The sequence below is a fragment of the Pedococcus cremeus genome (assembly GCF_900111375.1).
Lineage (GTDB): Bacteria > Actinomycetota > Actinomycetes > Actinomycetales > Dermatophilaceae > Pedococcus_A > Pedococcus_A cremeus.
Map to the genome: position 1 here is coordinate 136,584 of NZ_FOHB01000009.1, position 24,204 is coordinate 160,787.

Sequence of the window (24,204 nt, forward strand, 5' to 3'; positions counted from 1 at the left end):
GGCGTTCAGGGTACGTCGGCGAGCGCGTCGAGCAGCTCGCGGGCCTGCTCGTCCTCCCAGCGGGGGCCCGAAGCGGTGAGGGTGACGTGCCGCTCGTCGTCGCCGGTGAGGGTGACCTCGACGCGGTCCTCGGCCAGGCCTTCGGCGAGCCCGTGCCCCCACTCGACGATCGTCACGGAGTCCTCGATGGAGGCGTCGAGGTCGAGGTCGTCGAGCTCGGCGAAGCCGCCGAGCCGGTAGGCGTCGACGTGCACGAGCGCGGGGCCGCCCACCAGGGAGGGGTGCACGCGGGCGATGACGAAGGTCGGCGACGTGATGGGCCCGCGCACCCCGAGGCCCTCGGCGATGCCCTGGGTCAGGGTGGTCTTGCCGGCACCGAGCTCACCGGTGAGCACGACGAGGTCGCCGGCGCGGAGCAGCCGGCCGAGCCGTTCACCCCACGCGCGGGTCTCCTCCGCGGTGCGCAGCACCACCTCAGGGTGCCTCATGGCGTCCCCTTCCCCGGGCGCGGGCGACCTTGCGGCGCTTGGCCACGTCGGTCAGCGTGCGGCGGACCCGCGGCTTGCGCTCGACGCGCACGCCCTCGTCGGCGGCCCGCAGCCCGCGCTCGACCAGCGACAGGAGCAGCCCCGTGACGACCTCGGGGTGCTCGAGCATGATGATGTGGCCCGCCTCGTTGATCACCACGTGCTCGGCGCCCGGCACGAGCCGGACGATCTCCTCGCTGTGGTCGGGCGGGGTCAGCAGGTCCTGGGTGCCGTTGACGACGAGCGTCTCGATGCCGTGGAACTGGGCCAGGGCGTCGCGCTTGTCGTGGAGGTCGATCGAGGGCAGGAAGTCCGACATCACGGTGAACGGCGTCCTGAAGATCATGTCGCCGGTGTAGCGGACCGCCGCGGGCGAGACCGGCGAGGCGAAGCTCCAGCGCTCGACGATGAAGTCCTCGAGGTCGCGGCCGAGGTGGCGCACGCTGTTGAGCCACTCCTGCCGGGTGCCGAGCTGGTCGAGCAGCCGCGGCCCCAGGCGCCCGAGCGCCCGGCCGAGGAACTGGCCGAACCCCAGGGTCACCATGTTGCGGCCGCCGGCGCTGGTGGCCACGAAGGCCGCGGCGATGACCCGCTCGCGGATGAGGTCGGGGAACTGGTCGGCGAGCGCCATGACGGTCATGCCGCCCATGGAGTGCCCGACGAGCACCAGCCGGCCCTCGGGCACGACCTCGCTGATGACGCTGTGCAGGTCGCGGCCGAGCTGTTCGATGGTGCACGAGTCGCGCGACCCCCGCTCGGACTGCCCGTGGCTGCGCTGGTCCCACAGCACCACGCGGTAGCCGGCCTGGACGAGCGCACGACGCTGCAGGACCCACGCCTTGAGGCTGAGCGTGTAGCCGTGGCTGAAGACGATGGTGGGGTGGTCGGGGTGTGCGGCCGCCGGGTCGGGCTCGTCGACCTCGACGTGCAGCGGCACCCCGTCGGTGGCGACGACCACGAGCTCCTTGTCGGGCTTGTGGTCGTAGAGGCCCTCCGGTGTCAGGGTGAGCAGGGCCCTGCGGCGGGTCTTGGTCACCCGTTCGGCGGCGACCCCGGCGGCCGTCGCGGCACCGGCGGCCGCGAGGCCCAGCCCGAGGCCGAGCACGGTGTTCTGGCGGGGGCTCATGCCGAGCCCTCCGCCGTCGAGCCTTCACCGAGGTAGACCCGCGGCACCCGGGCACCGACCCGGGTGACGATCTCGTAGTTGATGGTGCCGGTGGCAGCCGCCCAGTCCTGCGCGGTGGGCTCCCCCGCGGCGCCGCGTCCGAACAGCACCACCTCGTCGCCGGCGGCGCCGTCGTAGTCGGCCCCGAGGTCGAGCACGAACTGGTCCATGCACACCCGGCCGGCGATCGAGAGCCGCCGGCCGCCGGCCAGCGCCGGACCGACGCTGCTCGCGTTGCGGGGTATGCCGTCGGCGTACCCCATCGGCACCAGGCCCAGCAGGGTGTCGGCCGGGGTGGTGTACGTGTGGCCGTAGGAGATGCCCTGGCCGGCCGGGCACGGCTTGACCGACGACAGGTGCGCCACCAGGCGCATCGCCTCGCGCAGGCCGTAGTCCTCCGGGGCCCCGAGGTCCGGCACCGGCGAGAGCCCGTAGACGGCGAGGCCGGGGCGCACGAGGTCGTACTGCGCGGAGGGGTTCGTGAGGGTGGCCGCCGAGTTCGCCAGGTGGCGGACCTGCGGCTCGAGCCCGGCCCGGGCCAGGTCGGCCAGCACCTCGTCGAAGCGCTCCTGCTGGGCCCTCACCGTCGGGTGCTGCGGCGCGTCGGCGTAGGCGAAGTGCGAGAAGACGCCGACCAGGGTGAGCACTCCCTCCGCCTGCAGCGGGCCGATGGCGGCGGCGAGCGCGTCGAGCTCGTCGCCCCAGGCCCCGTTGCGGCCCAGCCCGGTGTCGACCTTGAGGTGGATCCGCGCGGTGGCCCCGAGCCGGCGGCCGGTGGTGGCGACGGCGTCGAGGGCCCACTGGGTCGAGACCGACAGGTCGATGCCGAGCTGCACGGCTTCGGTGAGGTCCTGGCCGGGGACGTGCAGCCAGCTCAGCACCGGCACGTCGATACCGGCGCGGCGCAGCTCCACCGCCTCCGGCAGCTGGGCGACGCCCAGCCAGGTGGCCCCGCCACGCAGGGCGGCGCGGGCTGCGGGCAGCAGGCCGTGCCCGTAGGCGTCGGCCTTCACCACCGCCATGACCTCGGCGCGCCCGGCCAGGTCGCGCAGGGTGGTCACGTTGTCGCTGATCGCGTCGAGGTCGACCTGCGCACAGGCTGGGAGCCCCGGCGGTGCCGGGACGATGGTGCTGGTCGGGGCGTCGGCGCTCATCGGACCCAGTTTGTCAGACCACCCGCAAGGTGCCGCGCCGGGTCGGCGGTGTCCCAGCGGTGTCGCGCCGGGGTCTCAGCGCGCGAGCAGCGCCGCGACGGTGCCCGGTATGCCGTGGGCGACGGCCAGCGCCCGCACCGGCCCGCCGGGGTTGGCGGCGTCGGCGGCCACCCCGTGCACGAGGGCGGCCAGGCTGCCCGCGTCGAGGGGGTCCAGGCCGGCGGCGAGCAGGGTGCCGGCCAGACCGGCCAGCACGTCGCCGGCGCCCGCCGTGGCGAGCCAGGCCGGGGCGTCGTTCTGCGAGCGCACCGCCAGGCCGCTCGACGTCGGCGGCACCACGAGGGTCGTGGCGCCCTTGAGCAGCACGGTCGCCCCGGTGGCGTCGGCCGCCTCTCGGGCGTGGTCGACGGGGGCGGCCTGCACCTGGTCGCGGGTGACCTCGCGCTCGGTGAGCCGCGTGAGCAGCCGCGCCAGCTCTCCCGCGTGCGGAGTGAGCAGGGTCGGGGCCATCCGCCGCCCCCAGACCAGGTCGAGCCCGCCCGCGTCGACCAGCACGGGCAGGTCGGAGGCGAGCGCCCGGGCTGCCACATCCAGCTGTCGCTCGCCCGACTCCCCGGTGGCCTCGGCGTCCAGACCGGGGCCGACCACCCAGGCCTGCACCCGGCCCTCACCGGTCACCGCCTCCGGCACCGTCGCACGCACCAGCCCGGTGGGCGTGGGCGGCCCGACGTAGCGGACCATGCCCACCCCGCTGCACACCGCCGCGGTGCAGCAGAGGATGGCCGCCCCGGTGTACTGCTCTCCCCCGGCCACGACGCCGAGCACGCCGCGGGAGTACTTGTCGTCGCCCGCGGTCGGCACCGGCCACAGGCGCGCCACGTCGTCGCGGGTGACCCGCTGCACGGCGGCCGGCGCGTCGACGTCGAGGCCGATGTCGACGACGGTCAGCCGTCCGACCGCGGGCTCGGTCGCGGGCAGCAGGTGCACCGGCTTGACCACGCCGAACGTCACCGTCTCGTCGGCGAACACCGCGTCGGGCACGGCCGCCACACCGGCGGGGTCCTGCCCCGACGGCAGGTCGACCGCGAGCACGTAGGCGTCGTCGGGCACCGCGTCGACCCACGGCTGGGCCGGCTCAGGCAGCCCGGGCCGGCCGCCGATGCCGAGCACGCCGTCGACCACGAGGTCGGCCTCGCCCAGCAGGGCCCGCCAGTCCTCGCCTTCGTCCTGCCCCGGGCCGACCACGATGACCCCGGCCTCCCGGGCGGCCGCCAGGCCGCCCTCGTGCACCGGCCAGCCGGCCCGAACCACCGCGACGGCGAACCCGTGCTCGGCGAGCTGCGCCGCGGCATACAGCGCGTCACCGCCGTTGTTGCCGGGACCGACGAGCGCGACCACGCGGCTGCCGCCGCTCTCCTGGAGGCGGGCTGCGGCCACCTCGGCGAGGCCGGTGGCCGCGCGGGCCATCAGCTCACCTTCGGGGAGCGTCTCCATCAGGGCGGCCTCAGCCGCCCGCACGTCGTCGGCGCTCCAGGCCTCGATCACGTCTTGCTCCTCCTCAGCCCTCGGCGACGACCACGGCCGACGCGATGCCGGCATCGTGCGACAGCGACACGTGCAGGGCGTGCACGCCCAGCGCCTCGGCCCGCGCCGCGACGGTGCCCGTCACCTGCAGGTGCGGGCGACCGTCCTCGCCACGGTGGACCGTGCAGTCGTGCCACTGGAGGCCGACCGGCGCGCCGAGCGCCTTGGCCAGGGCCTCCTTGGCCGCGAACCGTGCGGCCAGGGAGTTGAGCACCAGCTCGCGCTCGGTCTCGGTGAACAGGCGTTCCCGCAGGCTCGGGGTGCGCTCCAGGGTCTGCCCGAAGCGCTCGACGTCGACGACGTCGATCCCGACCCCGATGATCACTCGACCGTGACCGACTTCGCGAGGTTGCGCGGCTGGTCGACGTCGAGGCCCTTGGCGGTGGACAGGTGCAGCGCGAAGACCTGCAGCGGCACGACGCTCAGCAGCGGCGCGAGCAGCGGGGACGACTGCGGGATGCGGATGACCTCGTCGGCGAACGGCACGACCTCCTCGTCGCCGTCCTCGGCGATGACGATGGTGCGGGCGCCGCGCGCGCGGATCTCCTGGATGTTGGAGACCACCTTGCCGTGCAGGCCGTGCGCCGTGTCCGGGCTGGGCACCACGATGAAGACCGGCTGTCCGGCGTCGATGAGCGCGATGGGCCCGTGCTTGAGCTCGCCGGCCGCGAAGCCCTCGGCGTGGATGTAGGCCAGCTCCTTGAGCTTGAGCGCGCCCTCCATGGCCACCGGGTAGCCGACGTGGCGGCCCAGGAAGAGCACCGAGCGGGTGTCGGCCATGAAGCGGGCGATCTCCTTGACCCGGCCCATCCGGCCGAGCAGCTCCTCGATCTTGGCCGGCATGCCCTGCAGCTCCTTCATCACCGACTGCGCCTCGTCGGCGTAGGTGCCGCCGCGCAGCTGGGCGAGGTAGAGGCCGAGGACGTAGCTGGCGGTGATCTGCGCCAGGAACGCCTTGGTGGAGGCGACCGCGATCTCCGGGCCGGCGTGCGTGTAGAGCACCGCGTCGGACTCACGCGGGATGGTCGAGCCGTGCGTGTTGCAGATCGACAGGGTGCGGGCACCGAGCTCGCGGGCGTGGCGCACCGCCATCAGGGTGTCCATCGTCTCGCCCGACTGGCTGATCGAGACGACCAGGGTCTGCTCATCGATCACCGGGTCGCGGTAGCGGAACTCGTGGGCGAGCTCGACCTCGACCGGGATCCGGGTCCAGTGCTCGATGGCGTACTTGGCGACCATGCCGGCGTACGCGGCTGTTCCGCAGGCGATGATGACGATCTTGTCGATCGAGCGCAGGTCGTCCTCGGAGAGCTCCGTCTGGTCGAGGACGAGGCGACCCTCGTCGTCGGTGCGCCCGAGCAGCGTGTCGCCGACGGCGTGCGGCTGCTCGTTGATCTCCTTCTCCATGAAGGTCGCGTAGCCACCCTTCTCGGCCGCGGCGGCGTCCCAGGTGACCTCGTAGTGCTTGCCCTCGGCCGGGCTGCCGTCGAAGTTGATGACGGTCGCGCCCTCGGGGGTGATCGTGACGATCTGGTCCTGGCCGAGCTCGAGCGCGTTGCGGGTGTGCCCGATGAACGCGGCGACGTCGGAGCCGAGGAAGTTCTCGCCCTCGCCCAGGCCGACCACCAGCGGGCTGTTGCGGCGGGCGCCGACGACGACGCCGGGGGCGTCCTCGTGCACGGCGAGCAGGGTGAAGGCCCCCTCGAGCCGGTTGACCACCGTGCGCATGGCCTCGGTGAGGTCGCCGCTCTCCCCGTATGCCGCGGCCACGAGGTGGGCGACCACCTCGGTGTCGGTCTCGGAGCGGAACTGCACGCCCTGCTCCACCAGCTCCTTCTTGAGCGAGTGGAAGTTCTCGATGATGCCGTTGTGGATCAGCGCCAGGCGGTCGTCGGCACCGCCGCGGTGCGGGTGCGCGTTGGCGTCGGTGGGGCCGCCGTGGGTGGCCCAGCGGGTGTGGCCGATGCCCGTGGTGGCGGGCGGCAGGTGCTCCTCCTCGAGGGCGCCCCGGAGGTTCGCGAGCTTGCCCGCCCGCTTCTCCGAGACCACGCCGTCCTGCGTGACGAGGGCGACCCCGGCCGAGTCGTAGCCGCGGTACTCGAGGCGGGCCAGGCCCTCCATGACGACGTCCAGGGCCTTGCCGTCGACGCTCGGGCCGACGTAGCCAACGATTCCACACATGGGCGCCAGCCTAATGGCACCCGGGGCGACACCCGCCCCACGGCACGGGCCGCCGCGTCTGCGCCGCGTGGGGCGGTGGGCAAGAATGGCGCGTGTGACGCATCCCGCCGGCACCGCGACCATGCCCTCGCCGTACGTCGAGCTCGACCGTGCCGCCTGGGCCCGCCTGCGCCGGAACCACCCGCTCAGCCTGTCCGCCGACGACGTCGCCCGCCTGCAGGGCCTCGGCGACCGCATCGACCTCAGCGAGGTCGAGGAGGTCTACCTGCCCCTCTCGCGGCTGCTCAACTTCTACGTCGGCGCGACCGCGGGCCTTCACCGCATCACCAGCGACTTCCTCGGCGAGAGCCCGGCCAAGACGCCGTTCATCATCGGCGTCGCCGGCTCGGTCGCGGTCGGCAAGTCGACGACGGCCCGCATCCTGGCCGAGCTGCTGCGCCGCTGGGCGGGCACGCCCCGGGTCGACCTGATCACCACCGACGGCTTCCTCTACCCCAACGCCGAGCTCGAGCGGCGCGAGCTGCTGCAGCGCAAGGGCTTCCCCGAGTCGTACAACCGCCGGGCGCTGCTCCGGTTCGTGGCCGAGGTCAAGGCGGGGCGGGCCGAGGTGTCGGCACCGGTGTACTCGCACCTCACCTACGACATCGTGCCCGGCGAGCGCACCGTCATCCGCCAGCCCGACGTGCTCATCGTCGAGGGCCTCAACGTGCTGCAGGCCCCCCGCGTGCAGCCCGACGGCCGCACCGGCCTCGCGGTCAGCGACTTCTTCGACTTCTCCGTCTACGTCGACGCCCGCACCCCCGACATCAAGGGTTGGTACGTCGACCGGTTCCTGCGCCTCCGCGAGACCGCGTTCGCCGACCCCCACTCCTACTTCCACCGGTATGCCGCGCTCTCCGACGAGGAGGCGCGCGCCACCGCGGCGGACATCTGGGAGCGCATCAACGAGCCCAACCTGCGCGAGAACGTCCTGCCCACGCGGGGCCGGGCCACGCTGGTGCTCGGCAAGGGCGAGGACCACAGCGTGCGCCGGGTGCGCCTGCGCAAGCTCTGACCGGGCGACCCTTCTGCCCCCAGAGCATCATGGGGGCATGAGCGAGCAGGAGACGACGACCCCGACCGCGGCCTCCACCGAGCCCGCGACCCGCACCGAGCACGACTCGATGGGTGAGGTTCAGGTGCCCGCCGACGCCCTCTGGGGCGCCCAGACGGCCCGGGCGGTCGACAACTTCCCGATCTCGTTCCAGCCGGTGCCACCCGGGGTCGTGCACGCCCTCGCCCTGCTCAAGGGGGCCGCGGCCGAGGTCAACGCCGAGCTCGGCGTGCTCGACCGCGAGCGCGCCGACGCCATCGTGGCCGCTGCGCGCGAGGTGGCCGACGGCCGCCACGACGACCAGTTCCCCGTCGACGTGTTCCAGACCGGCTCGGGCACCTCCACCAACATGAACGCCAACGAGGTCATCGGCCGGCTCGCCCACCTGGCCACCGGGCTGGCGGTGCACCCCAACGACCACGTCAACTACGGGCAGTCGAGCAACGACACCTTCCCCAGCGCCCTGCGCATCGCCGCCACGCTGGCCGTCCGCCAGCAGCTGGCACCCGCCCTGGTGCGGCTGGCCGAGTCGCTCGCCGCCAAGGAGCAGGAGCTGGCCGACGTCGTGAAGTCGGGACGGACGCACCTCATGGACGCCGTGCCGGTCACGCTGGGCCAGGAGTTCGGCGGCTACCGACGGCAGGTCGAGCTCGGGCTCCAGCGCGTCATGGTCGCCGCCCAGGCCACGGCGGAGCTGCCACTGGGTGGCACCGCGGCAGGCACCGGCATCAACGCCGCGCCGGGGTTCGCCGAGCGCGTCATTGCCCTGGTCAGCGAGCGCACCGGCGTGGAGTTCCGCGAGGCGGAGAACCACTTCGAGGCCCAGTCGGCGCAGGACGCCGTGGTCGAGCTCAGCGGGGCGCTGAAGGTGGTGGCCGTCAGCCTGACCAAGATCTGCAACGACCTGCGGTGGATGTCGTCGGGCCCGCGAGCGGGCCTGGGCGAGATCCGGCTGCCCGACCTGCAGCCCGGCTCGAGCATCATGCCCGGCAAGGTCAACCCGGTGGTCTGCGAGGCGACCCTCATGGCCTGCGCCCAGGTCATCGGCAACGACGTCACCATCACGACGGCCGGCGCGGCGGGCAGCTTCGAGCTCAACGTGATGCTGCCGGTCATGGCCAAGAACGTGCTGGAGTCGACCCGCCTGCTCAGCGCCACCAGCCGGCTGCTGGCCGACCGCTGCGTCGACGGCATCGAGGCCGACGTGGAGCGCTGCCGCGAGCTCGCCGAGGGGTCACCCTCGATCGTCACCCCGCTGAACCGCTACATCGGCTACGAGGCGGCCGCCGCCGTGGCCAAGCAGTCGGTCAAGGAACGTCGCTCGATCCGGGAGGTCGTGCTCGAGCGCGGCCACGTGGCCTCGGGCGAGCTCACCGAGCAGCAGCTCGACGAGGCACTCGACGTGCTGGGGATGACGCGCCCGGGAGGATGAGCGTCCCGCTCAGTACCAGTGCGGCGACTTGCTCTGCCAGAACGCCCAGGCGTTGCAGGGGCTGCCGTACGAGCTCTTGATGTAGCCCAGGCCCCACTTGATCTGGGTGGCCGGGTTGTCGCGCCAGTCGGGCCCGGCGCTGGCCATCTTGGAGGCGGGCAGCGCCTGGGCGATGCCGTAGGCCCCCGACGAGGAGTTGGTGGCCTTGTAGTTCCAGTTGCTCTCGCCGATCCAGAGGCTGTTCAGGCAGCCGAACTGGCCATCACCCCAGCCGTAGTCGGCCATGAGCAGGCGGGCCACCGCCTTGGGGTCCTCCTGGGCGCGGGCGAGGATGGCCTGGCGCTTCTCCTCCAGCGCGGCGCGCTGCTTGGCTCGGGCGGCCTGGTCGGCAGCCTCCTGCCGGACCTTGGCGGCCGCAGCAGCGGCGACCACGGCGTCGCGCCGGTTCTTCTCCTGCGCGGCGGCCATGCTCACGTTCGCCTCGTTGCGGGCGCTGGCGAGGCGGGCGTCGTTCTCGATCTGGGTGTTGGCCAGCTCGTTGGCCTGCTCGACGGCCTCGGAGGAGACGGTGTACCCGGCGTGCCCGGCGTCGGCGCCCTTCGCCTGGTAGCCGGCCGCCGTGGTGGCCACGACGGCGAGCGCGAAGCCCGCGGTGAGGGCGGGACGGCCGACCGCCTTGGCGACGACGACCCCCTTGGTGCTGCCAGGGCCACCGTGGCGTCCTGCGCCTCCGGTGCTGTGGGCAGCGCGGTGCCGACCCTCGTAGGGCTTGCTCATTCCAGGTTCCTCCAACGCAGAGGCCACCATGGGAGGTGGCCTCAGTTGCCGTGCAGTTGCCGTGCGAACACCACCCCCATCACCCGGAGTGACTAGGCGGCGCGTTACGAAACCGAGATGTTAGCGCATCCAATGCGGGAGAAAAGGGACACTCCAGCGGACGAGCACGGCCGGGTGCGCGTCGTCACACCCGGCCGTGCCCGAAAGGACTAGTCCTGACTAGACCTCCAGGCCCTCGAGCAGGTCGGTGACCAGGGCCGCGATGGGGCTGCGCTCACTGCGGGTGAGGGTCACGTGGGCGAACAGCGGGTGCCCCTTGAGCGCCTCGATGACGGCCGCCACGCCGTCGTGCCGCCCGACGCGGAGGTTGTCGCGCTGGGCGACGTCGTGGGTGAGCACGACCTTGGAGTTCTGCCCGATCCGCGAGAGGACGGTGAGCAGGACGTTGCGCTCGAGCGACTGGGCCTCGTCGACGATGACGAACGCGTCGTGCAGCGACCGGCCACGGATGTGGGTCAGCGGGAGCACCTCGAGCATCCCGCGGTCCATGATCTCCTCGACCACCTCGTTGGACACCAGCGCCCCGAGGGTGTCGAAGACGGCCTGGGCCCAGGGGCCCATCTTCTCCGCCTCGCTGCCCGGGAGGTACCCGAGCTCCTGGCCGCCCACGGCATACAGGGGCCGGAAGACGACCACCTTGCGCTGCTGTCGACGTTCCATGACCGCCTCGAGCCCGGCGCACAGCGCCAGCGCGCTCTTGCCGGTGCCCGCCCGGCCGCCGAGGCTGACGATGCCCACGTCAGGGTCGAGCAGGAGGTCGAGGGCGATCCGCTGCTCGGCGCTGCGGCCGTGCAGGCCGAAGGCGTCGCGGTCGCCGCGGACGAGCCGCACCTGCTTGTCGGCGCCCACGCGACCCAGGCCGCTCCCCCGCGGCGAGAGCATCACCAGGCCGGTGTGGCACGGCATCTCGGCCGCCTGCGCGTGCTCGAGCCGGCCGTGCTCGTAGAGGGAGTCCATCTCCTCCACGGTGACGTCGAGCTCGGCCAGGCCGGTCCAGCCGCTGTCGACGGCGAGCTCCGCGCGGTACTCCTCGGCGGTGAGGCCGACGGCCGACGCCTTGACCCGCATCGGCAGGTCCTTGCTGACGATGGTGACGTCGCGGCCCTCGTTGGCGAGGTTCTTGGCCACCGACAGGATCCGGGTGTCGTTGTCCCCGAGCCGGAAGCCGGCGGGCAGGCACGTCGGGTCGGTGTGGTTGAGCTCGACCCGCAGCGTGCCGCCGTCTTCCCCGACGGCGACCGGTGCGTCGAGCCGGCCCTCCTTGATGCGCAGGTCGTCGAGCATGCGCAGGGCTGTGCGGGCGAAGTAGCCGAGCTCCGGGTGGTGCCGCTTGGCCTCCAGCTCGGTGACCACCACGACCGGCAGCACGACCTCGTGCTCGGCGAAGCGGAGCATCGCGCGGGGGTCCGAGAGCAGCACCGAGGTGTCGAGGACGAAGGTCCGGTATGCCGGGGGCTCACCCCTGCGGGGCGCCCGGGCTGCCGTGGGCGACGTGCTGCGCGTGGTGGTCTTGCCACTCGATGTCGAGGCCATCTCACTCCATCTGGCACAACGCGCTCCCCGGCGCGGTGCGCCTACTCGCGAACGAGGTGCCGGGACCGGGCCATCGCGGTGCGGTGGAGCCGGTGCCGGCCCTCCGCTCGGAGCTCGTCTCGCTCCATGTGATGGGCCTCCCGAACGCGGAACGGGTGCTCCACGTCACAGCCGACGCTAGAGCCAGAGGGCCCCTCCGCGGCGTCACGACGTGCGGTGTGTCGCCGCGACATCGCTGAAGTTCACCCGAACGAGGGAGGCCGTTCAGGCGGGCGTGACCTGCTCAGGCGCCGAAGCGGCGGTTGCGCTCGGAGTAGGCCCGCAGCGCCCGGAGGAAGTCGACGTGCCGGAAGTCGGGCCAGTAGGCCTCGCAGAAGTAGAACTCGCTGTGCGCGCTCTGCCAGAGCAGGAAGCCCGACAGCCGCTGCTCGCCCGAGGTGCGGATCACCAGGTCGGGGTCGGGCTGACCCTTGGTGTAGAGGTGCTCGGCGATGTGCTCGACCTCGAGCGACTCGGCGAGCTCCTCGATGCTCGTGCCGTTCGCGGCGTGCGAGACCAGCATGGAGCGCACCGCGTCGGTGATCTCCTGGCGTCCGCCGTAGCCGACCGCGACGTTGACGACCATGCCCTGCACGTCGCGGGTGGCGTCGGCGCTCTCCTTGAGGCGACGCGCGGTCTCGGCCGGGAGCAGGTCGGGCGAGCCGACCGGGTTGATCCGCCAGCGGCGGGTCTCGGCGAGGTCCGCCACGGCGTTCTCGATGATGGTCAGCAGCGGGGCGAGCTCGGCCGGGGGCCGGTTGAGGTTGTCCGTCGAGAGCAGCCACAGCGTGACCACCTCGACGCCGGCCTCCTCGCACCAGCCGAGGAAGTTGGCGATGTTGTCGGCACCCGCCTGGTGCCCCTCCTTGGTGGCCGCCCCCCGCTCGCGGGCCCAGCGCCGGTTGCCGTCGAGCATGACCCCGACGTGGCGGGGCAGCGACGCGTGGGCGAGGCTGCGACGCAGCCGCCGCTCGTACGCGGCATACAGCAGGTCGTGCAGACCCACAGGGCCTCCCGGAAAGGAATGTGCAGCAGGGCGCGGTTCGCGGACCGCTCTGCACACGCTACCCCTCCTTCATGGGCGCAGCCCGGAGCAGGCACGCCGGAGGTCGTCCGAAGGGCAGTGTTCAACCTACGTTCGCGTAGGTTACGGTCGCGTAGGTTATGCTGCCTCCATGGCCACGACATCCGAATACCACGAGCGCGGCTCCCTCGAGTCCGTCGTCGATGCCGTCAAGCCCAAGCTGCGCGGCTGGTTCCACGCCGGCATGGTGCCGCTGACCGTCGCCGCGGGCATCGTGCTCATCACCCTGGCCCCGAACACGACCGCCCGCATCGCCGCGGCGGTCTTCTCGGTCACCGCCTGGATGCTCTTCGGCACCTCCGCGGTCTACCACCGCGGGAACTGGTCTCCGAGGGTGGCCGGGGTGCTCAAGCGCCTCGACCACTCCAACATCTTCCTCATCATCGCCGGCAGCTACACGCCGTTCGCCCTGCTCCTGCCCCCCGGCCAGCGCCGCACCATGCTCACCATCGTGTGGGCCGGCGCCATCGCGGGCGTGCTGTTCCGGGTCCTGTGGGTGCACGCGCCCCGCTGGCTCTACACGCCGGTCTACGTGGCACTGGGCTGGGTCGCCGTCTTCTACCTCGGCCCGTTGCTGCAGCACGGCGGCCCGGCCATCGTGGCCCTCATCGCCGCGGGGGGCCTGCTCTACACCCTCGGTGCCGTCGTCTACGGCATCAAGCGGCCGAACCCCTCCCCGCGGTGGTTCGGGTTCCACGAGATCTTCCACGCCTTCACGGTGGCGGCCTTCATCGCCCACTACGTGGCGGCCTCCATGACCGTCTACAGCTACGGCGCCTGAGCTACACGTCGTAGTCGGTGTCCGCCGCGGCTGACGCGGCCCCCGCGTCGGCCGCTCCGCCCGAGGCCGCCTCGCCTGCTCCGCCCGAGCCCGAGCCCTCGCCCTGCGGGTTGGTCTGCCACAGGCCCATGACGTTGCCCTCGGGGTCGCGGAAGTAGGCGGTCCACCCCATGGGCCCGACCGGCTGGCGGCCCACCACGGTCTCGCCGCCCCGCTTCGCCACTTCCTCCAAGGTCGCGTCGATGTCGTCGACGTCGATGGTGATGACCGGGCGCTCGACCGGCCCGCCACGTTCGGTCATGCCCCCGTTGATGTAGCCCGGCTCGGTCGAGCCCTGCTCACCCACGGGGCCGGTCGCCACGAGGGAGTAGTCCATCCCGGGGACGTCCTCCAGCTGCCAGCCGAACAGCTCGGAGTAGAACGACCGGGCCCGGGCCCCGTCGTCGAAGGGAAGCTCGAAGTGGACGACGCGACCGCTCATCTGGCGACCTCCTGGACAGGCGCTAGGGCTGGGTGGGCCTGTCGCCAGTCTGGTCGTCGCTGGGGCCCTCGTCCTCCACCGCAGGGGTGACCCCGGGACCGTCGGCCTCCCCGGCCGGCCGGCCGCCCCCAGCACCGCCCTTGGCCTTGACCTTGCGCTTCGCCGTGCTCTTCGTGGTGCTCTTCGCGGTGCTCTTCGCCTCGGCAGCGGCCTCGGCCTCGCGCTGGGCCTCCTCGGCGCGGTAGGACATCCGCCGCATGCGGGAGTTCATGTTGCGCATGAGCAGCCACAGGGCGATGGCGAGGGCGAAGAACGCGAGGAACGCGCCGATGCCCGGGGAGACCGAGGAGACGGTGTCACCGTTCACGAGGGGTCCTTCCGTCCGTCGTAGGCGAGCTCCAGCCCGCTCTTGGTGGCCAGGGCGTCGGCGTCGACGTCGCGCAGGCCCGCGAACAGGTCGTCCTCGACCGGCTCGACCGGCACGTACGACAGTGCCGCCTCGTACTCCTCGGTCGGCCACACGCGCCGCTGCAGCTCGCGCGAGACCCGGAAGAAGCTGCCGTCGGGGTCGATCTGGGTCGCGTGGGCCAGCAGGGCCTGGTCGCGCCGGTCGAACCAGTCGGCGCAGTGGACCCTGGTGGTCACGGTGCGCGGCTTGCGGTCCTGCCAGTTCTCGAGCCACTCGTGGTAGGGGCTCTCCTCCTCGAGCGAGAGCAGCGCCTCGTGGAAGGCGACGATGCGGTCGCGGTTGAAGGTCTGGTTGTAGTAGATCTTCAGCGGCTGCCACGCCTCGCCGGTGTGCGGGTATGCCGCGGGGTCGCCGGCCGCCTGGAACGCCGACATGGAGACGGTGTGGCACATGATGTGGTCGGGGTGCGGGTAGCCGCCGTTCTCGTCGTACGTCGTCATCACGTGCGGCCGGAAGCGGCGAATCTCGCGGACCAGCGCCTCGGTCGTGACCTCGAGCGGCTCGAGAGCGAAGCAGCCATCGGGCAGCGGCGGGAGCGGGTCGCCCTCGGGCAGGCCGCTGTCGACGAACCCGAGCCAGCTGTGCTGCACGCCGAGGATCTCCTGGGCCCGCGCCATCTCCTGGCGACGCACCCGCGGCAGGTCGCGCTGGATGTGGATGTCGTCGGCCAGCCTGGGGTTGAGGATGTCGCCGCGCTCGCCACCGGTGCACGAGACCACGAGCACCTCGTGCCCCTCGTCCACGTACTTGGCCATCGTCGCAGCGCCCTTGCTCGACTCGTCGTCGGGGTGCGCGTGCACCGCCATGAGGCGCAACCGGTCAGCCACCTGCTCACCCTTTCTGGGCATCGTCGACAATGGGGCCGATCGCCATCCTCTCACCTGAAAGGCACGCCGCATGCCCCTCCCCCGCCCTGCCCCGGGCACCGGCCGGTGGTGGGTCGTCGGCATCGTCGGCTGCCTCCTCGGCGTGGCCCTGGTGACCTGGCTGGCCCTGGCCAACACGGTGGGCCGGGTCACCTGGACCGACACCAGCTACAAGGTGGTCGACGACCGGACCGTGGAGGTGCAGTTCGAGGTGCACCGCCCACACGGACAGGCCGTCACCTGCCTCGTGCGCGCCCTCGACCAGGGCTTCGGCGTCGTCGGCTCGGTCGAGGTGCAGGTGCCCGCCTCGCCCGAGCGCGACGTGCACCGGAAGGTCACGGTGCGCACCACCACCCGCGCGGTCACCGGGGCGGTCCGCAGCTGCTCGCCGGCCTAGCCGACGGGCTGGCACCGCAGGTCCGCGAGCATCACCCGTTCGTCCACGATCGGGCCGGCCGCGGGTCCTGTCCGCCGTGTGGAATGGACCCTGTCGCGAGGGCGTTGATACCCTTGTCACTTCACGAAGCGGTCTGGACCCAAGGCCCCCTGTGGGACAGGGTCCGGACCGTCTTGCGTACCACCCCCCGGTCTCGCCGGGCGTAGACCGAGGACAACCAAGGAGTTTTCACGTGAGCGACATCGCCACCCCCGCACAGAGCTACCTCACCCAGGAGGCCTACGACCGCCTCAAGGCTGAGCTGGACCAGCTCTCCGGTGAGGGCCGGACCGAGATCGCCAAGCGGATCGAGGCGGCCCGCGAGGAGGGCGACCTCAAGGAGAACGGCGGCTACCACGCCGCCAAGGAGGAGCAGGGCAAGATGGAGGCCCGCATCCGCCAGCTGACCCAGCTCCTCGAAAACGCCAAGGTCGGCGAGAAGCCTGCCGACGACGGCATCGTCGAGCCAGGCATGGTCGTCACCGTCGACATGTTCGGCGACGACCTGACCTTCCTCATGGGCTCGCGGGAGATCGCCGACGCCGACCTGGAGGTCTACAGCGACAAGTCCGCCATGGGCGCCGCCATCAACGGCAAGAAGATCGGCGACACCGTCTCCTATCAGACCCCCAACGGCAAGACCATCGAGGTCACCATCAAGGACGCCAAGCCCTACGCGGGCTGACGACCGACGCGAGAAGGGCCGTTCCCCGCTGGGGGGCGGCCCTTCTCGCGTCGTCGGGTCCGTTCTGACCGGCTTCAGGGGGTCCAGTCCCGGCGGGGCTCAGTCCTCGACGGGGTTGAGGAGCTGGAACAGCACGTGGTCGCGCCACTGCCCGGCGATCCGCAGGTAACGCTGTGCCAGGCCGAACCGGACGAAGCCGTTCTTCTCCAGCACGCGCTGCGAGCGCAGGTTGTCGACGAGCGTGCCCGCCTGGACGCGGTGCAGGCCGAGGTCCGCGAACGCCACCTGCTGGGTCATGTGCCGCACCGCGGCGGTCGCCAGGCCGCGGCCTCCTGCCTGCTCGGCGACCCAGTAGCCGAGGTTGCAGGACTGGAACGGACCGCGCACCACCTCGTTGAGGGTGATCCGGCCGACCACGGCGCCGTCCTCGTCGAGGACGACGTGCGGCACCGTGCGGTCCTGGGCGTACTGGGTCAGCAGCCCCCGCACCAGGGCCCGCTGCCCGGCCTCGGTGAAGTACTCCTCGCTGCGCGGCGGCTCGTAGGGCGCCATGAACGTGCGGTTGGCCCGTACCAGCTCGGCCAGCACGGGTACGTCCGCGAGGCTGACCAGCCGGGTCCGCGGCGGGGCGCCGTCCACCTGACGGGTCACCCGAACTTGAGCTGGTAGCCCTTGGTCCGCAACGCGCGCAGGACCTCCTCGCAGTGCTCGTGGCCGCGGGTCTCGAGCTGCAGGCCGATCTCCACCTCGTCGACCCGGATCGTCGTGCCGGTGCGGACGTGCTCGACCTCGAGGACGTTGGCGTCGGCCGACGCGAGGTCGGCGAGCAGGCGGGCCAGCGACCCGGGCTTGTCGGGCACCCGCACCCGGAACTGCAGGTAGCGTCCGGCGGAGGCCATGCCGTGCCGGATGATGCGCAGCAGCAGCAGGGGGTCGATGTTGCCGCCCGAGAGCACGGCGACGACGGGGCCGTCGACGTGCCGGCCCGCGGTTCCGAGCAGGTGGGCCACCGCTGCGGCGCCCGCCGGCTCCACCACGAGCTTGGCGCGCTCGAGCAGGAACAGCAGGGCGCGTGAGAGCGCCTCCTCACTGACCGTCTCCATGCCGTCGACCAGCTCGCGCACGAGGCCGTAGGGCACGTCGCCGGGCATGCCGACCGCGATGCCGTCGGCCATGGTCTGCATGTTCTCGAAGGCGACGGGCTTCCCGGCGGCCAGCGAGAGCGGGTAGGCCGCCGCCTGCTCCGCCTGGACGCCGACGATGCGGACGTCGGGCTTGAGCGCCTTCACCACGGTGGCGATGCCGGCGAGGAGGCCGCCGCCGCCCGCGCTGACGACGATGGTGCGCACGTCGGGGCACTGCTCGAGGATCTCGAGGCCACAGGTGCCCTGCCCGGCCACGATGTCGGGGTGGTCGAACGGGTGGATCAGCACCGCCCCCGTCTCCGCCTCCCACTCCCGGGCCTTGACGAGGCACTCGTCGATGGTGGTGCCGACCTGCTCGATCTCGGCGCCGTAGGCGCGGGTCGCCACGAGCTTGGGCATCGGGGCGCCGTGCGGCATGTAGACCTTGGCCCGGATCCCGAGCAGCTGGGCGGCGAGGGCGACGCCTTGGGCGTGGTTGCCGGCGCTGGCCGCCACCACTCCCCTCGCCTTCTCCTCGTCCGACAGCCGCGACATGCGGGTGTAGGCGCCGCGGATCTTGAAGGACCCGGCGCGCTGGAGGTTCTCGCACTTGAGGAAGACCTCGGCCCCGACCCGCTCGGCCAGGGCCCGGCTGTACTCCAGCGGGGTGGGGCGGACGACGCCGCTGAGCAGGTCTTGCGCAGCGCGGACGTCGTCCAGCGTGACGGACAGCGACGGTGATGCCATGGGCGCAGGGTAGCGGCCTGAGGCCGCCACCCCGCCACCGCTCCTACTGCTCCTACTCGCTCGTGCGGCGGTTGAACGCCCGCACCGCGAGCGGGGCGACCAGGGCGGCGATGAGCACCGACCAGCCGGCGGCGAACAGCTCGGGGTGGCGCAGCGGAAGGGCAGCGTCCGGACCTGCCGCCGGGGCGTTGCCCCACAGCTCGCGCATGGCCTGCACCAGCGAGGAGACGGGGTTCCACTCCGCGACCGTGCGCAGCCACGGCGTCATGTTCTCCGTCGGCGCGAAGGTGTTGGCCAGGAAGGTGATCGGGAAGATGGTCGTGAACATCAGGCCGTTGACCGCCTCGATCGAGCGCATCGCCGAGCCGACGAGGATGCCTATCCAGATCATCGCGAACCCGAACAGCAGCAGCAGGCCGTAGGCGAGCAGCCCGTCGAGCACTCCGTCGTGGATGCGCCAGCCGATGGCCAGGCCGGTCAGCGACATGACGACGATGCCGATGCTGGAGTGGATGAGGCTGGAGATGCTCCGGCCGATCAGCACCGACGCCCGGGAGATGGGCAGGGAGCGGAACCGGTCGACGATGCCCTTGTCGATGTCGGTGTTGAGCCCGATGGCGACGACGAAGGACGAGAACGCCATGGTCTGGGCCATGATCCCCGGCAGCAGCCACTCGCGGTAGTTGCTGCCCTGGGTCTGGATCGAGCCGCCGAAGACGAAGGCGAAGAGGACGACGAACATGATCGGCTGGATCGTGACGTCGGTGAGCGCCTCCGGCTGGCGCCGGATGTGGCGCAGGTTGCGCCGCACGATCGTCCACGACTGGTGCAGCAGGCCGGTCTGGCGCAGCTCGGGGCGGCGCAGCTCCTGCGTGGTCGCGGCGGTGGTGGTGTCGGTGGTCATGACGCCCGCTCCTCCATGGTCTGCTCGGGGTCGTCCTCGGCGCGGTGGCCGGTCAGGTGCAGGAACACGTCGTCGAGGCTGGGCCGCTTGAGGCCGAGGTCGTCGAGCTCGATCTCGCTGTGCTCGAAGACGGCGGCGATCCTGGTCATGTCGCGCAGCCCGTCGGCCGGTGCGGTGAGCTGCCGCGCCGCCTCGTCGACGTGCACCGTGGCGACGTGCTCGCGCAGCATCTGCTCGGCGAGCGGCAGGTCCTGTGCCCTCGAGATGGTCAGCACGATGGCCGCCTGCCCGCTCTGGTCCTTCAGCTCGAGCGCGGTGCCCTCGGCGATGACCGTGCCGCGGTCGATGACGATGATCCGGTCGGCGAGCTGGTCGGCCTCCTCGAGGTACTGCGTCGTCAGCAGCAGCGTCGTGCCGTCGCGGACCAGCCCGCGAAGGACCTCCCACAGCTCGACGCGGCTGCGGGGGTCGAGCCCCGTGGTCGGCTCGTCGAGGAACAGCACCGGCGGCGTGGCCACCAGGCTGACCGCGAGGTCCAGCCGGCGCCGCATGCCGCCCGAGTAGTTCTTCACGATCCGGTCGCCCGCGTCGCTCAGGGAGAAGCGCTCGAGCAGGTCGTCGGCGGCCTTGCGCACGTAGGACGGGCTCAGCCCGTAGAGGGCGCCGATCATGCGGATGTTCTCGCGGCCGGTGAGGAGCTCGTCGACGGTCGCGGCCTGGCCGGTCAGGCCCATGCTGCGGCGCACGGCGTCGGGCTCGCGCAGGACGTCGTGGCCGTTGACCCGGGCGGTGCCGCGGGTGGGGCGGGTCAGGGTCGTCATCATCCGCACGGTGGTGGTCTTGCCGGCGCCGTTGGGGCCGAGCAGCCCGAGCACGGAGCCGCGCGGCACGGAGAAGCTCACCCCGTCGACGGCCACCGTGTCGCCGAAGTGCTTGACCAGGTTGTCGGCCTCGATGGCCATGCCGTTGCTTGACATGGGTTCGAGGGTAGGTGGGGGGTCTGACAGCCCCAACCGATTATTTCGGGGCCCGCGCCGGGTCGCGCGGGCCCCGGATCGATCAGCTGGGGCGGTCGGTGCTGCTCAGCCGCGGCAGAGGCAGAACGGGTGGCCGACCGGGTCGAGGTAGACCTTGAAGCCGCCGGTCTCCGACGGCTGGTGCTCGTGCACCGTGGCGCCGGCGCGCAGCACGAGGGGCTCGGTCTCGTCGATGTCGAGCACGGTGAAGTCGAGGTGGAACTGCTGCGGGTGGGCGCCGCCGGGCCAGGTGGGGGCCTGGAAGTCGTCGATGCCCTGGAAGGCCAGGGTGGCGCGCCCGTCCGGGCGCTCCGGGGTGACCCCACCGCCGGGCGGCACCAGGTTGGCCCAGCCGCGGTCGGCGCCGTCCTCGATGTCCCAGCCGAGGATCGTGGAGTAGAAGCGGGCGAGCTCGAGCGCGTCGGGGCAGTCGAGCACGACGAGGTCGAGAACCGGGCGTAGCACTGTGTTGTCGCTCATCCCGGCAACCTAGGACTCGTCACCGACAACGCGCGCGGCGAGCGCCCGCGCCGCACCGGGGTGCTCCTCCGCGAGGAGCCCCACGGCGAAGAGCAGGTATGCCGTGTCGGTCGCGACCGGCGCCTCCCTCGGCACCCTCCAGCCACCGGCGTGGTCGGCGGTGACGGCGTGCAGCACCGCCCGCTGGTCCGGCTCCGCGGCGTGGCGCAGCACGCCCCCCGAGCCGATGACGTGGGCCACGTCGGCGAGCGGTCGTGGGCTGGCCCCGGGTGACGCCGGGCGCGCATGCCGCCGGACGGCGACCACCGCGCAGAGCCGGGCCAGCTCGAGGTCGAGGGCCTGCTCGACCGGGTCGGCCGGGAGGTGGGCCACCTCCCGGCTCACGCGCGCGGCATACCCCTGGAGCCCGTCGGAGACGGGCAGCGCCTCACGCTGCGCCGCCTCGAGGACCCCCTCGGCGCTCCAGCGCATGCCGAGGTCGGCCTCGACGGTGCGCGACTGCCAGAGCGGGGCCACGACGTCCTTGGCCAGGCCGGCGTCCTCGCCCTGCGGCTGGAGCGCGGAGTAGACGTCGGTGGTGGCGCCGCCGACGTCGACGACGAGCACGTCGCCCTCGACGGAGTCGGCCAGCACCTGTACGCCGGCGAGCACGGCGTCGGGGGTGGGGGCCCGCACCATGTCGACGAACTCGGTGCCCCTCGACAGGTGCTTGCCGCCGATCACGTGGTGGAGGAAGGCGGCGCGGATCGCGGCCCGGGCGCCCTTCGGCGCGATGACCCCGATCTGGGGCAGCACGTTGTCGGTGACCTCGAAGCGGCGGCCCGTCGCCCCGAGCACGGCGGCCACCTCGCCGGCGGCGTCGGCGTTGCCGGCCACCACGATCGGGGCGGTCACCCGCATGTGGGCCAGGCGCTCGGCGTTGTGCAGCAGCACGTCGGCGTTGCCACCGTCGGTGCCGCCGACGAGCAGCACGATGTCGGGTCGCGCGGCACGCAGCTCGTGCACGTCGGGACCGGAGAGGCGGCCCGACGCGACGTGGACGACCTTGGCGCCGGCGCTCAGCCCGACGCGCCAGCCGGCCTGCGCGGTGACCTCCCGCTCATAGCCGACGACGGCCAGGCGCAGGCCGCCGCCGGCGCTGGAGCAGGCGAGGACCTGCTCCGGCGCGGGCGCACCGGCGGCGTCGAGGGACGCCCGGATACCGCGGTAGCCGTCGAGCACGTCGGTGCCGATCGTGGTGGGCACCTCGCGCGTGGCGAGGACGTCACCGGTGGCGGGGTCGACGAGCGCGGCCTTGGTGAAGGTCGACCCGAAGTCGACGCAGAGCACCCGTGCCATGGAGCGCCTCGCCGGCCGTCAGGCGAGCCGGTCGAGCGCCTGCTGCAGGTCGGCGACGAGGTCGTCGACGTCCTCGATGCCCACCGAGAGGCGGATCAGGTCGGCCGGGACCTCGAGCTCGGTGCCGCGCACGGACGCGTGCGTCATGCGGGCCGGGTGCTCGATCAGGGACTCGACGCCACCGAGCGACTCGCCGAGGGTCCAGACCTGGGTCTCGGCGCAGACCTTCACCGCGACGTCCTCGCCGGCCTTGAGCTGGAAGGAGATCATGCCGCCGAAGCGCTTCATCTGCTTCTTCGCGACCTCGTGGCCGGGGTGGCTCGGCAGGCCCGGGTAGTGCACGGCGCTGACGGCCGGGTGGGCCTGCAGGAACTCGACGACCCTCTCGGCGTTGTCGCAGTGGCGCTCCATGCGCACGGCCAGCGTCTTGAGACCGCGCAGCACCAGCCACGCGTCGAACGGGCCGGCGACGGCGCCCATCGAGTTCTGGTGGAAGGCGATCCGGTCGGCGGCATCCTCGAAGCCCGGCACCGCGATGTCGTGGCCGACCACGACCGCGCCGCCGACGACGTCGCTGTGGCCGCCGGAGTACTTCGTCGTGGAGTGGCAGACGATGTCGGCACCCAGCGAGAGCGGCTGCTGGAGGTAGGCCGACGCGAAGGTGTTGTCGACGACGAGCAGCGCCCCCGCCTCGTGGGCGACCGCGGCGAGCGCCTCGATGTCGGCGATGCCGAGCAGCGGGTTGGTCGGGGTCTCGACCCACACGATCTTGGTCTGCCCCGGGCGGATGGCGGCCCGCACGGCGTCGACGTCACCCATCGGGGCGATCGTGTGCTCGACGCCCCACGGGACGAGCACCTTGTTGAACAGGCGGTAGGTGCCGCCGTAGGCGTCGGACGGCACGACGACGTGCTGGCCCGGCTGGAGCAGGGCGCGCAGGAGGGTGTCCTGCCCCGCGAGTCCCGACGAGAAGGCGAAGCCGCGGGCGCCACCCTCGAGGGCGGCGAAGCACTCCTCGAGCGCGGTGCGGGTGGGGTTGGCCGAGCGGCTGTACTCGTAGCCGCCGCGGAACCCGCCGATGCCGTCCTGCTTGTAGGTCGACACCTGGTAGATCGGGGTGATGACGGCGCCGGTGCTCGCGTCGGGCTCCTGCCCGGCGTGGATCGCCCTGGTCGAGAAACCGCCCTGACCGCTCTGCTGCTCGCTCATGCGGGCAAGGCTAACGGCTGCCCCTCCGACGTCAGCCCAGCACCTTCTGCCACTCGCACAGGTGGGCGTCGACCTCGTACCCGAGCCGTCGGTTCACCGCCAGCATGTGGGTGTTGTCGTCGGCGTTCCAGGTGCGGATGGCGGTGACCTGCGGCAGGTGCTCGATGACGGCGGCGGTGTTGGCTGCCTTGAGCCGCAGGCCGAGGGCGTGGCCGCGGTGCTCCTTCACGACGAGCGTGTCCTGCTGGTACCCGAGGGTGGGCGTCTCCGGAGAGACCTGCACCTGCGTGTACCCCACCAGCCGGCCGCTCGGGAGGTGCCGGGCCACGGTCTCGACGACCCGTCGCCCCATGGCGAGGATGGTGGCGTACTGGTCGAGCACCCGCTCGGCGTCCCAGTCCTCCTCCTCCAGCTGCAGCTCACCCAGGGGCGCGTCGGTGCTCATCCGTCGCTGCAGCTCCGCGCGGTTCTCCAGCCAGGCGTCCGGTATGCCGTCCACGCTCGTCTCGAGCGCGTAGTGGCCGCTGCCTCGTTCCAGGTCAGCAAGCGCCGCTCGGTCGAGCGGAAGCCGGAGGGTGCTGCGCAACGTGTGCTGCACGGGCTGGTAGCCGTGGCGGGCCGCGAAGCCCTCGCCATGCGAGTCGGTGTCCCTGTCCCGCCACTCGGTCTCCACGATGAAGATCGAGCGTCCGGCCTGCCGCGCCTGCTCCTCCACCCAGGCCAGCAACCGGGAACCGACGCCACGGCGGCGGTGCTCCGGGTGCACGGCGAGGGAGATGAAGCCCGCGCGAGGGTTGTCGCGCAGGCGCAGCACCACCGAGGCCGCGCCCACGACCGTGTCGTCCGACCCGACTGCGGCGACGTTCAGGGTGCGGCGGTCCGGCTTGGCTTCGAGCACCCTCAGCTCGTCGGCACCCCACGCGGCGTGGTCGTCGCCGAACAGCGAGCGGCCCGACGCGGCATACACCTCGACGTAGCCGGCGAACAGGTCGCGCTGGGAGTCGTCGAGGCCGCTCACCGGCAGGAGGGACACCATGGT

The 24,204-nt window shown here is 72.3% G+C and carries 25 protein-coding genes; 5 read left to right on the forward strand and 20 right to left on the reverse strand.

Features of this window, described 5'->3' with window-relative positions; translation table 11 throughout:
- Positions 1-5: 5 nt before the first annotated feature.
- From tsaE to glmS, 6 genes are all read right to left on the reverse strand, one after another.
- Positions 6-488, reverse strand: a complete 483-nt coding sequence (tsaE, locus tag BMW78_RS17050; RefSeq protein ID WP_091762187.1) for a tRNA (adenosine(37)-N6)-threonylcarbamoyltransferase complex ATPase subunit type 1 TsaE — start codon at positions 486-488, stop codon at positions 6-8.
- Positions 475-1,653 (reverse strand): alpha/beta fold hydrolase, encoded by a 1,179-nt coding sequence (locus BMW78_RS17055; RefSeq protein ID WP_091762190.1) that lies wholly within the window; start codon positions 1,651-1,653, stop codon positions 475-477. The genes tsaE and BMW78_RS17055 overlap by 14 nt, the downstream gene beginning before the upstream one ends.
- A complete protein-coding gene (gene alr, locus BMW78_RS17060; protein ID WP_091762192.1) occupies positions 1,650-2,846 on the reverse strand; it encodes an alanine racemase in 1,197 nt (398 codons plus the stop codon). The genes BMW78_RS17055 and alr overlap by 4 nt, the downstream gene beginning before the upstream one ends.
- 75 nt (positions 2,847-2,921) lie before the next feature.
- Complete coding sequence (locus BMW78_RS17065) at positions 2,922-4,391, reverse strand: bifunctional ADP-dependent NAD(P)H-hydrate dehydratase/NAD(P)H-hydrate epimerase (RefSeq protein WP_091762194.1); 1,470 nt, start codon at positions 4,389-4,391, stop codon at positions 2,922-2,924.
- 13 nt (positions 4,392-4,404) lie between these two features.
- Complete coding sequence (locus BMW78_RS17070) at positions 4,405-4,755, reverse strand: holo-ACP synthase (RefSeq protein WP_091762196.1); 351 nt, start codon at positions 4,753-4,755, stop codon at positions 4,405-4,407.
- Positions 4,752-6,611, reverse strand: a complete 1,860-nt coding sequence (glmS, locus tag BMW78_RS17075; RefSeq protein WP_091762198.1) for a glutamine--fructose-6-phosphate transaminase (isomerizing) — start codon at positions 6,609-6,611, stop codon at positions 4,752-4,754. The genes BMW78_RS17070 and glmS overlap by 4 nt, the downstream gene beginning before the upstream one ends.
- An 85-nt stretch (positions 6,612-6,696) precedes the next feature.
- Here glmS and coaA point away from each other — a divergent pair, with 85 nt between their 5' ends.
- Together coaA and BMW78_RS17085 are read left to right on the forward strand one after the other, a co-directional pair.
- The gene (gene coaA, locus BMW78_RS17080) at positions 6,697-7,665 is read left to right on the forward strand and encodes a type I pantothenate kinase (RefSeq protein ID WP_245735933.1); all 969 of its coding nucleotides are present in this window, start codon (positions 6,697-6,699) and stop codon (positions 7,663-7,665) included.
- A gap of 37 nt (positions 7,666-7,702) precedes the next feature.
- Positions 7,703-9,136: a class II fumarate hydratase gene (locus tag BMW78_RS17085; protein ID WP_091762200.1), complete on the forward strand. Its 1,434-nt coding sequence runs from the start codon at positions 7,703-7,705 to the stop codon at positions 9,134-9,136.
- Positions 9,137-9,145: 9 nt separating this feature from the next.
- Here BMW78_RS17085 and BMW78_RS21075 read toward each other — a convergent pair whose 3' ends face one another.
- The 3 genes from BMW78_RS21075 to BMW78_RS17100 form a co-directional block, all read right to left on the reverse strand.
- Entirely contained in the window at positions 9,146-9,913 is a 768-nt protein-coding gene (locus tag BMW78_RS21075) for an aggregation-promoting factor C-terminal-like domain-containing protein (protein WP_245735934.1), read from the reverse strand.
- A gap of 219 nt (positions 9,914-10,132) precedes the next feature.
- Complete coding sequence (gene phoH2, locus BMW78_RS17095; protein ID WP_091762202.1) at positions 10,133-11,506, reverse strand: RNA 5'-3' helicase PhoH2; 1,374 nt, start codon at positions 11,504-11,506, stop codon at positions 10,133-10,135.
- Positions 11,507-11,789: 283 nt separating this feature from the next.
- Entirely contained in the window at positions 11,790-12,551 is a 762-nt protein-coding gene (locus BMW78_RS17100) for an isoprenyl transferase (RefSeq protein ID WP_091762204.1), read from the reverse strand.
- Between the two features lie 169 nt (positions 12,552-12,720).
- On the opposite strand from BMW78_RS17100, the gene trhA reads away from it, so the two are divergent.
- On the forward strand, positions 12,721-13,410 hold the full coding sequence (gene trhA / locus BMW78_RS17105; RefSeq protein WP_091762206.1) for a PAQR family membrane homeostasis protein TrhA: 690 nt from the start codon (positions 12,721-12,723) through the stop codon (positions 13,408-13,410).
- Position 13,411: 1 nt separating this feature from the next.
- Here the strand turns inward: trhA and BMW78_RS17110 are convergent, their stop codons facing one another.
- Genes BMW78_RS17110 through mca form a run of 3 tightly spaced genes read right to left on the reverse strand, consistent with a single transcriptional unit; the run spans position 13,412 to position 15,187 of the window.
- Positions 13,412-13,891, reverse strand: coding sequence for a VOC family protein (locus tag BMW78_RS17110; RefSeq protein WP_091762207.1), 480 nt, complete (start codon positions 13,889-13,891; stop codon positions 13,412-13,414).
- Between the two features lie 22 nt (positions 13,892-13,913).
- Positions 13,914-14,258, reverse strand: coding sequence for a hypothetical protein (locus BMW78_RS17115; protein WP_091762209.1), 345 nt, complete (start codon positions 14,256-14,258; stop codon positions 13,914-13,916).
- Positions 14,255-15,187: a mycothiol conjugate amidase Mca gene (gene mca / locus BMW78_RS17120; protein WP_091762211.1), complete on the reverse strand. Its 933-nt coding sequence runs from the start codon at positions 15,185-15,187 to the stop codon at positions 14,255-14,257. The genes BMW78_RS17115 and mca overlap by 4 nt, the downstream gene beginning before the upstream one ends.
- Positions 15,188-15,257: 70 nt before the next feature.
- Here mca and BMW78_RS17125 point away from each other — a divergent pair, with 70 nt between their 5' ends.
- A complete protein-coding gene (locus BMW78_RS17125) occupies positions 15,258-15,623 on the forward strand; it encodes a DUF4307 domain-containing protein (protein ID WP_091762212.1) in 366 nt (121 codons plus the stop codon).
- A 232-nt stretch (positions 15,624-15,855) separates the two neighbouring features.
- Positions 15,856-16,347, forward strand: a complete 492-nt coding sequence (gene greA, locus BMW78_RS17130) for a transcription elongation factor GreA (protein ID WP_091762214.1) — start codon at positions 15,856-15,858, stop codon at positions 16,345-16,347.
- Between the two features lie 99 nt (positions 16,348-16,446).
- Here the strand turns inward: greA and BMW78_RS17135 are convergent, their stop codons facing one another.
- From BMW78_RS17135 to BMW78_RS17170, 8 genes are all read right to left on the reverse strand, one after another.
- Positions 16,447-16,998: a GNAT family N-acetyltransferase gene (locus BMW78_RS17135; protein WP_245735935.1), complete on the reverse strand. Its 552-nt coding sequence runs from the start codon at positions 16,996-16,998 to the stop codon at positions 16,447-16,449.
- Positions 16,995-18,218, reverse strand: coding sequence for a threonine ammonia-lyase (gene ilvA / locus BMW78_RS17140; protein WP_177180452.1), 1,224 nt, complete (start codon positions 18,216-18,218; stop codon positions 16,995-16,997). The genes BMW78_RS17135 and ilvA overlap by 4 nt, the downstream gene beginning before the upstream one ends.
- A gap of 52 nt (positions 18,219-18,270) precedes the next feature.
- Complete coding sequence (locus tag BMW78_RS17145) at positions 18,271-19,122, reverse strand: ABC transporter permease (protein WP_091762217.1); 852 nt, start codon at positions 19,120-19,122, stop codon at positions 18,271-18,273.
- Positions 19,119-20,099 (reverse strand): ATP-binding cassette domain-containing protein, encoded by a 981-nt coding sequence (locus tag BMW78_RS17150; protein ID WP_091762219.1) that lies wholly within the window; start codon positions 20,097-20,099, stop codon positions 19,119-19,121. The genes BMW78_RS17145 and BMW78_RS17150 overlap by 4 nt, the downstream gene beginning before the upstream one ends.
- A 105-nt stretch (positions 20,100-20,204) precedes the next feature.
- Positions 20,205-20,618 (reverse strand): VOC family protein, encoded by a 414-nt coding sequence (locus BMW78_RS17155; protein ID WP_091762221.1) that lies wholly within the window; start codon positions 20,616-20,618, stop codon positions 20,205-20,207.
- 9 nt (positions 20,619-20,627) lie between these two features.
- Positions 20,628-21,956 (reverse strand): glutamate mutase L, encoded by a 1,329-nt coding sequence (locus BMW78_RS17160; RefSeq protein WP_091762222.1) that lies wholly within the window; start codon positions 21,954-21,956, stop codon positions 20,628-20,630.
- A gap of 18 nt (positions 21,957-21,974) precedes the next feature.
- Positions 21,975-23,165, reverse strand: coding sequence for a cystathionine gamma-synthase (locus BMW78_RS17165; RefSeq protein ID WP_091762224.1), 1,191 nt, complete (start codon positions 23,163-23,165; stop codon positions 21,975-21,977).
- 31 nt (positions 23,166-23,196) lie between these two features.
- The gene (locus BMW78_RS17170) at positions 23,197-24,201 is read right to left on the reverse strand and encodes a GNAT family N-acetyltransferase (protein WP_177180453.1); all 1,005 of its coding nucleotides are present in this window, start codon (positions 24,199-24,201) and stop codon (positions 23,197-23,199) included.
- Between the last annotated feature and the right edge of the window lie 3 nt (positions 24,202-24,204).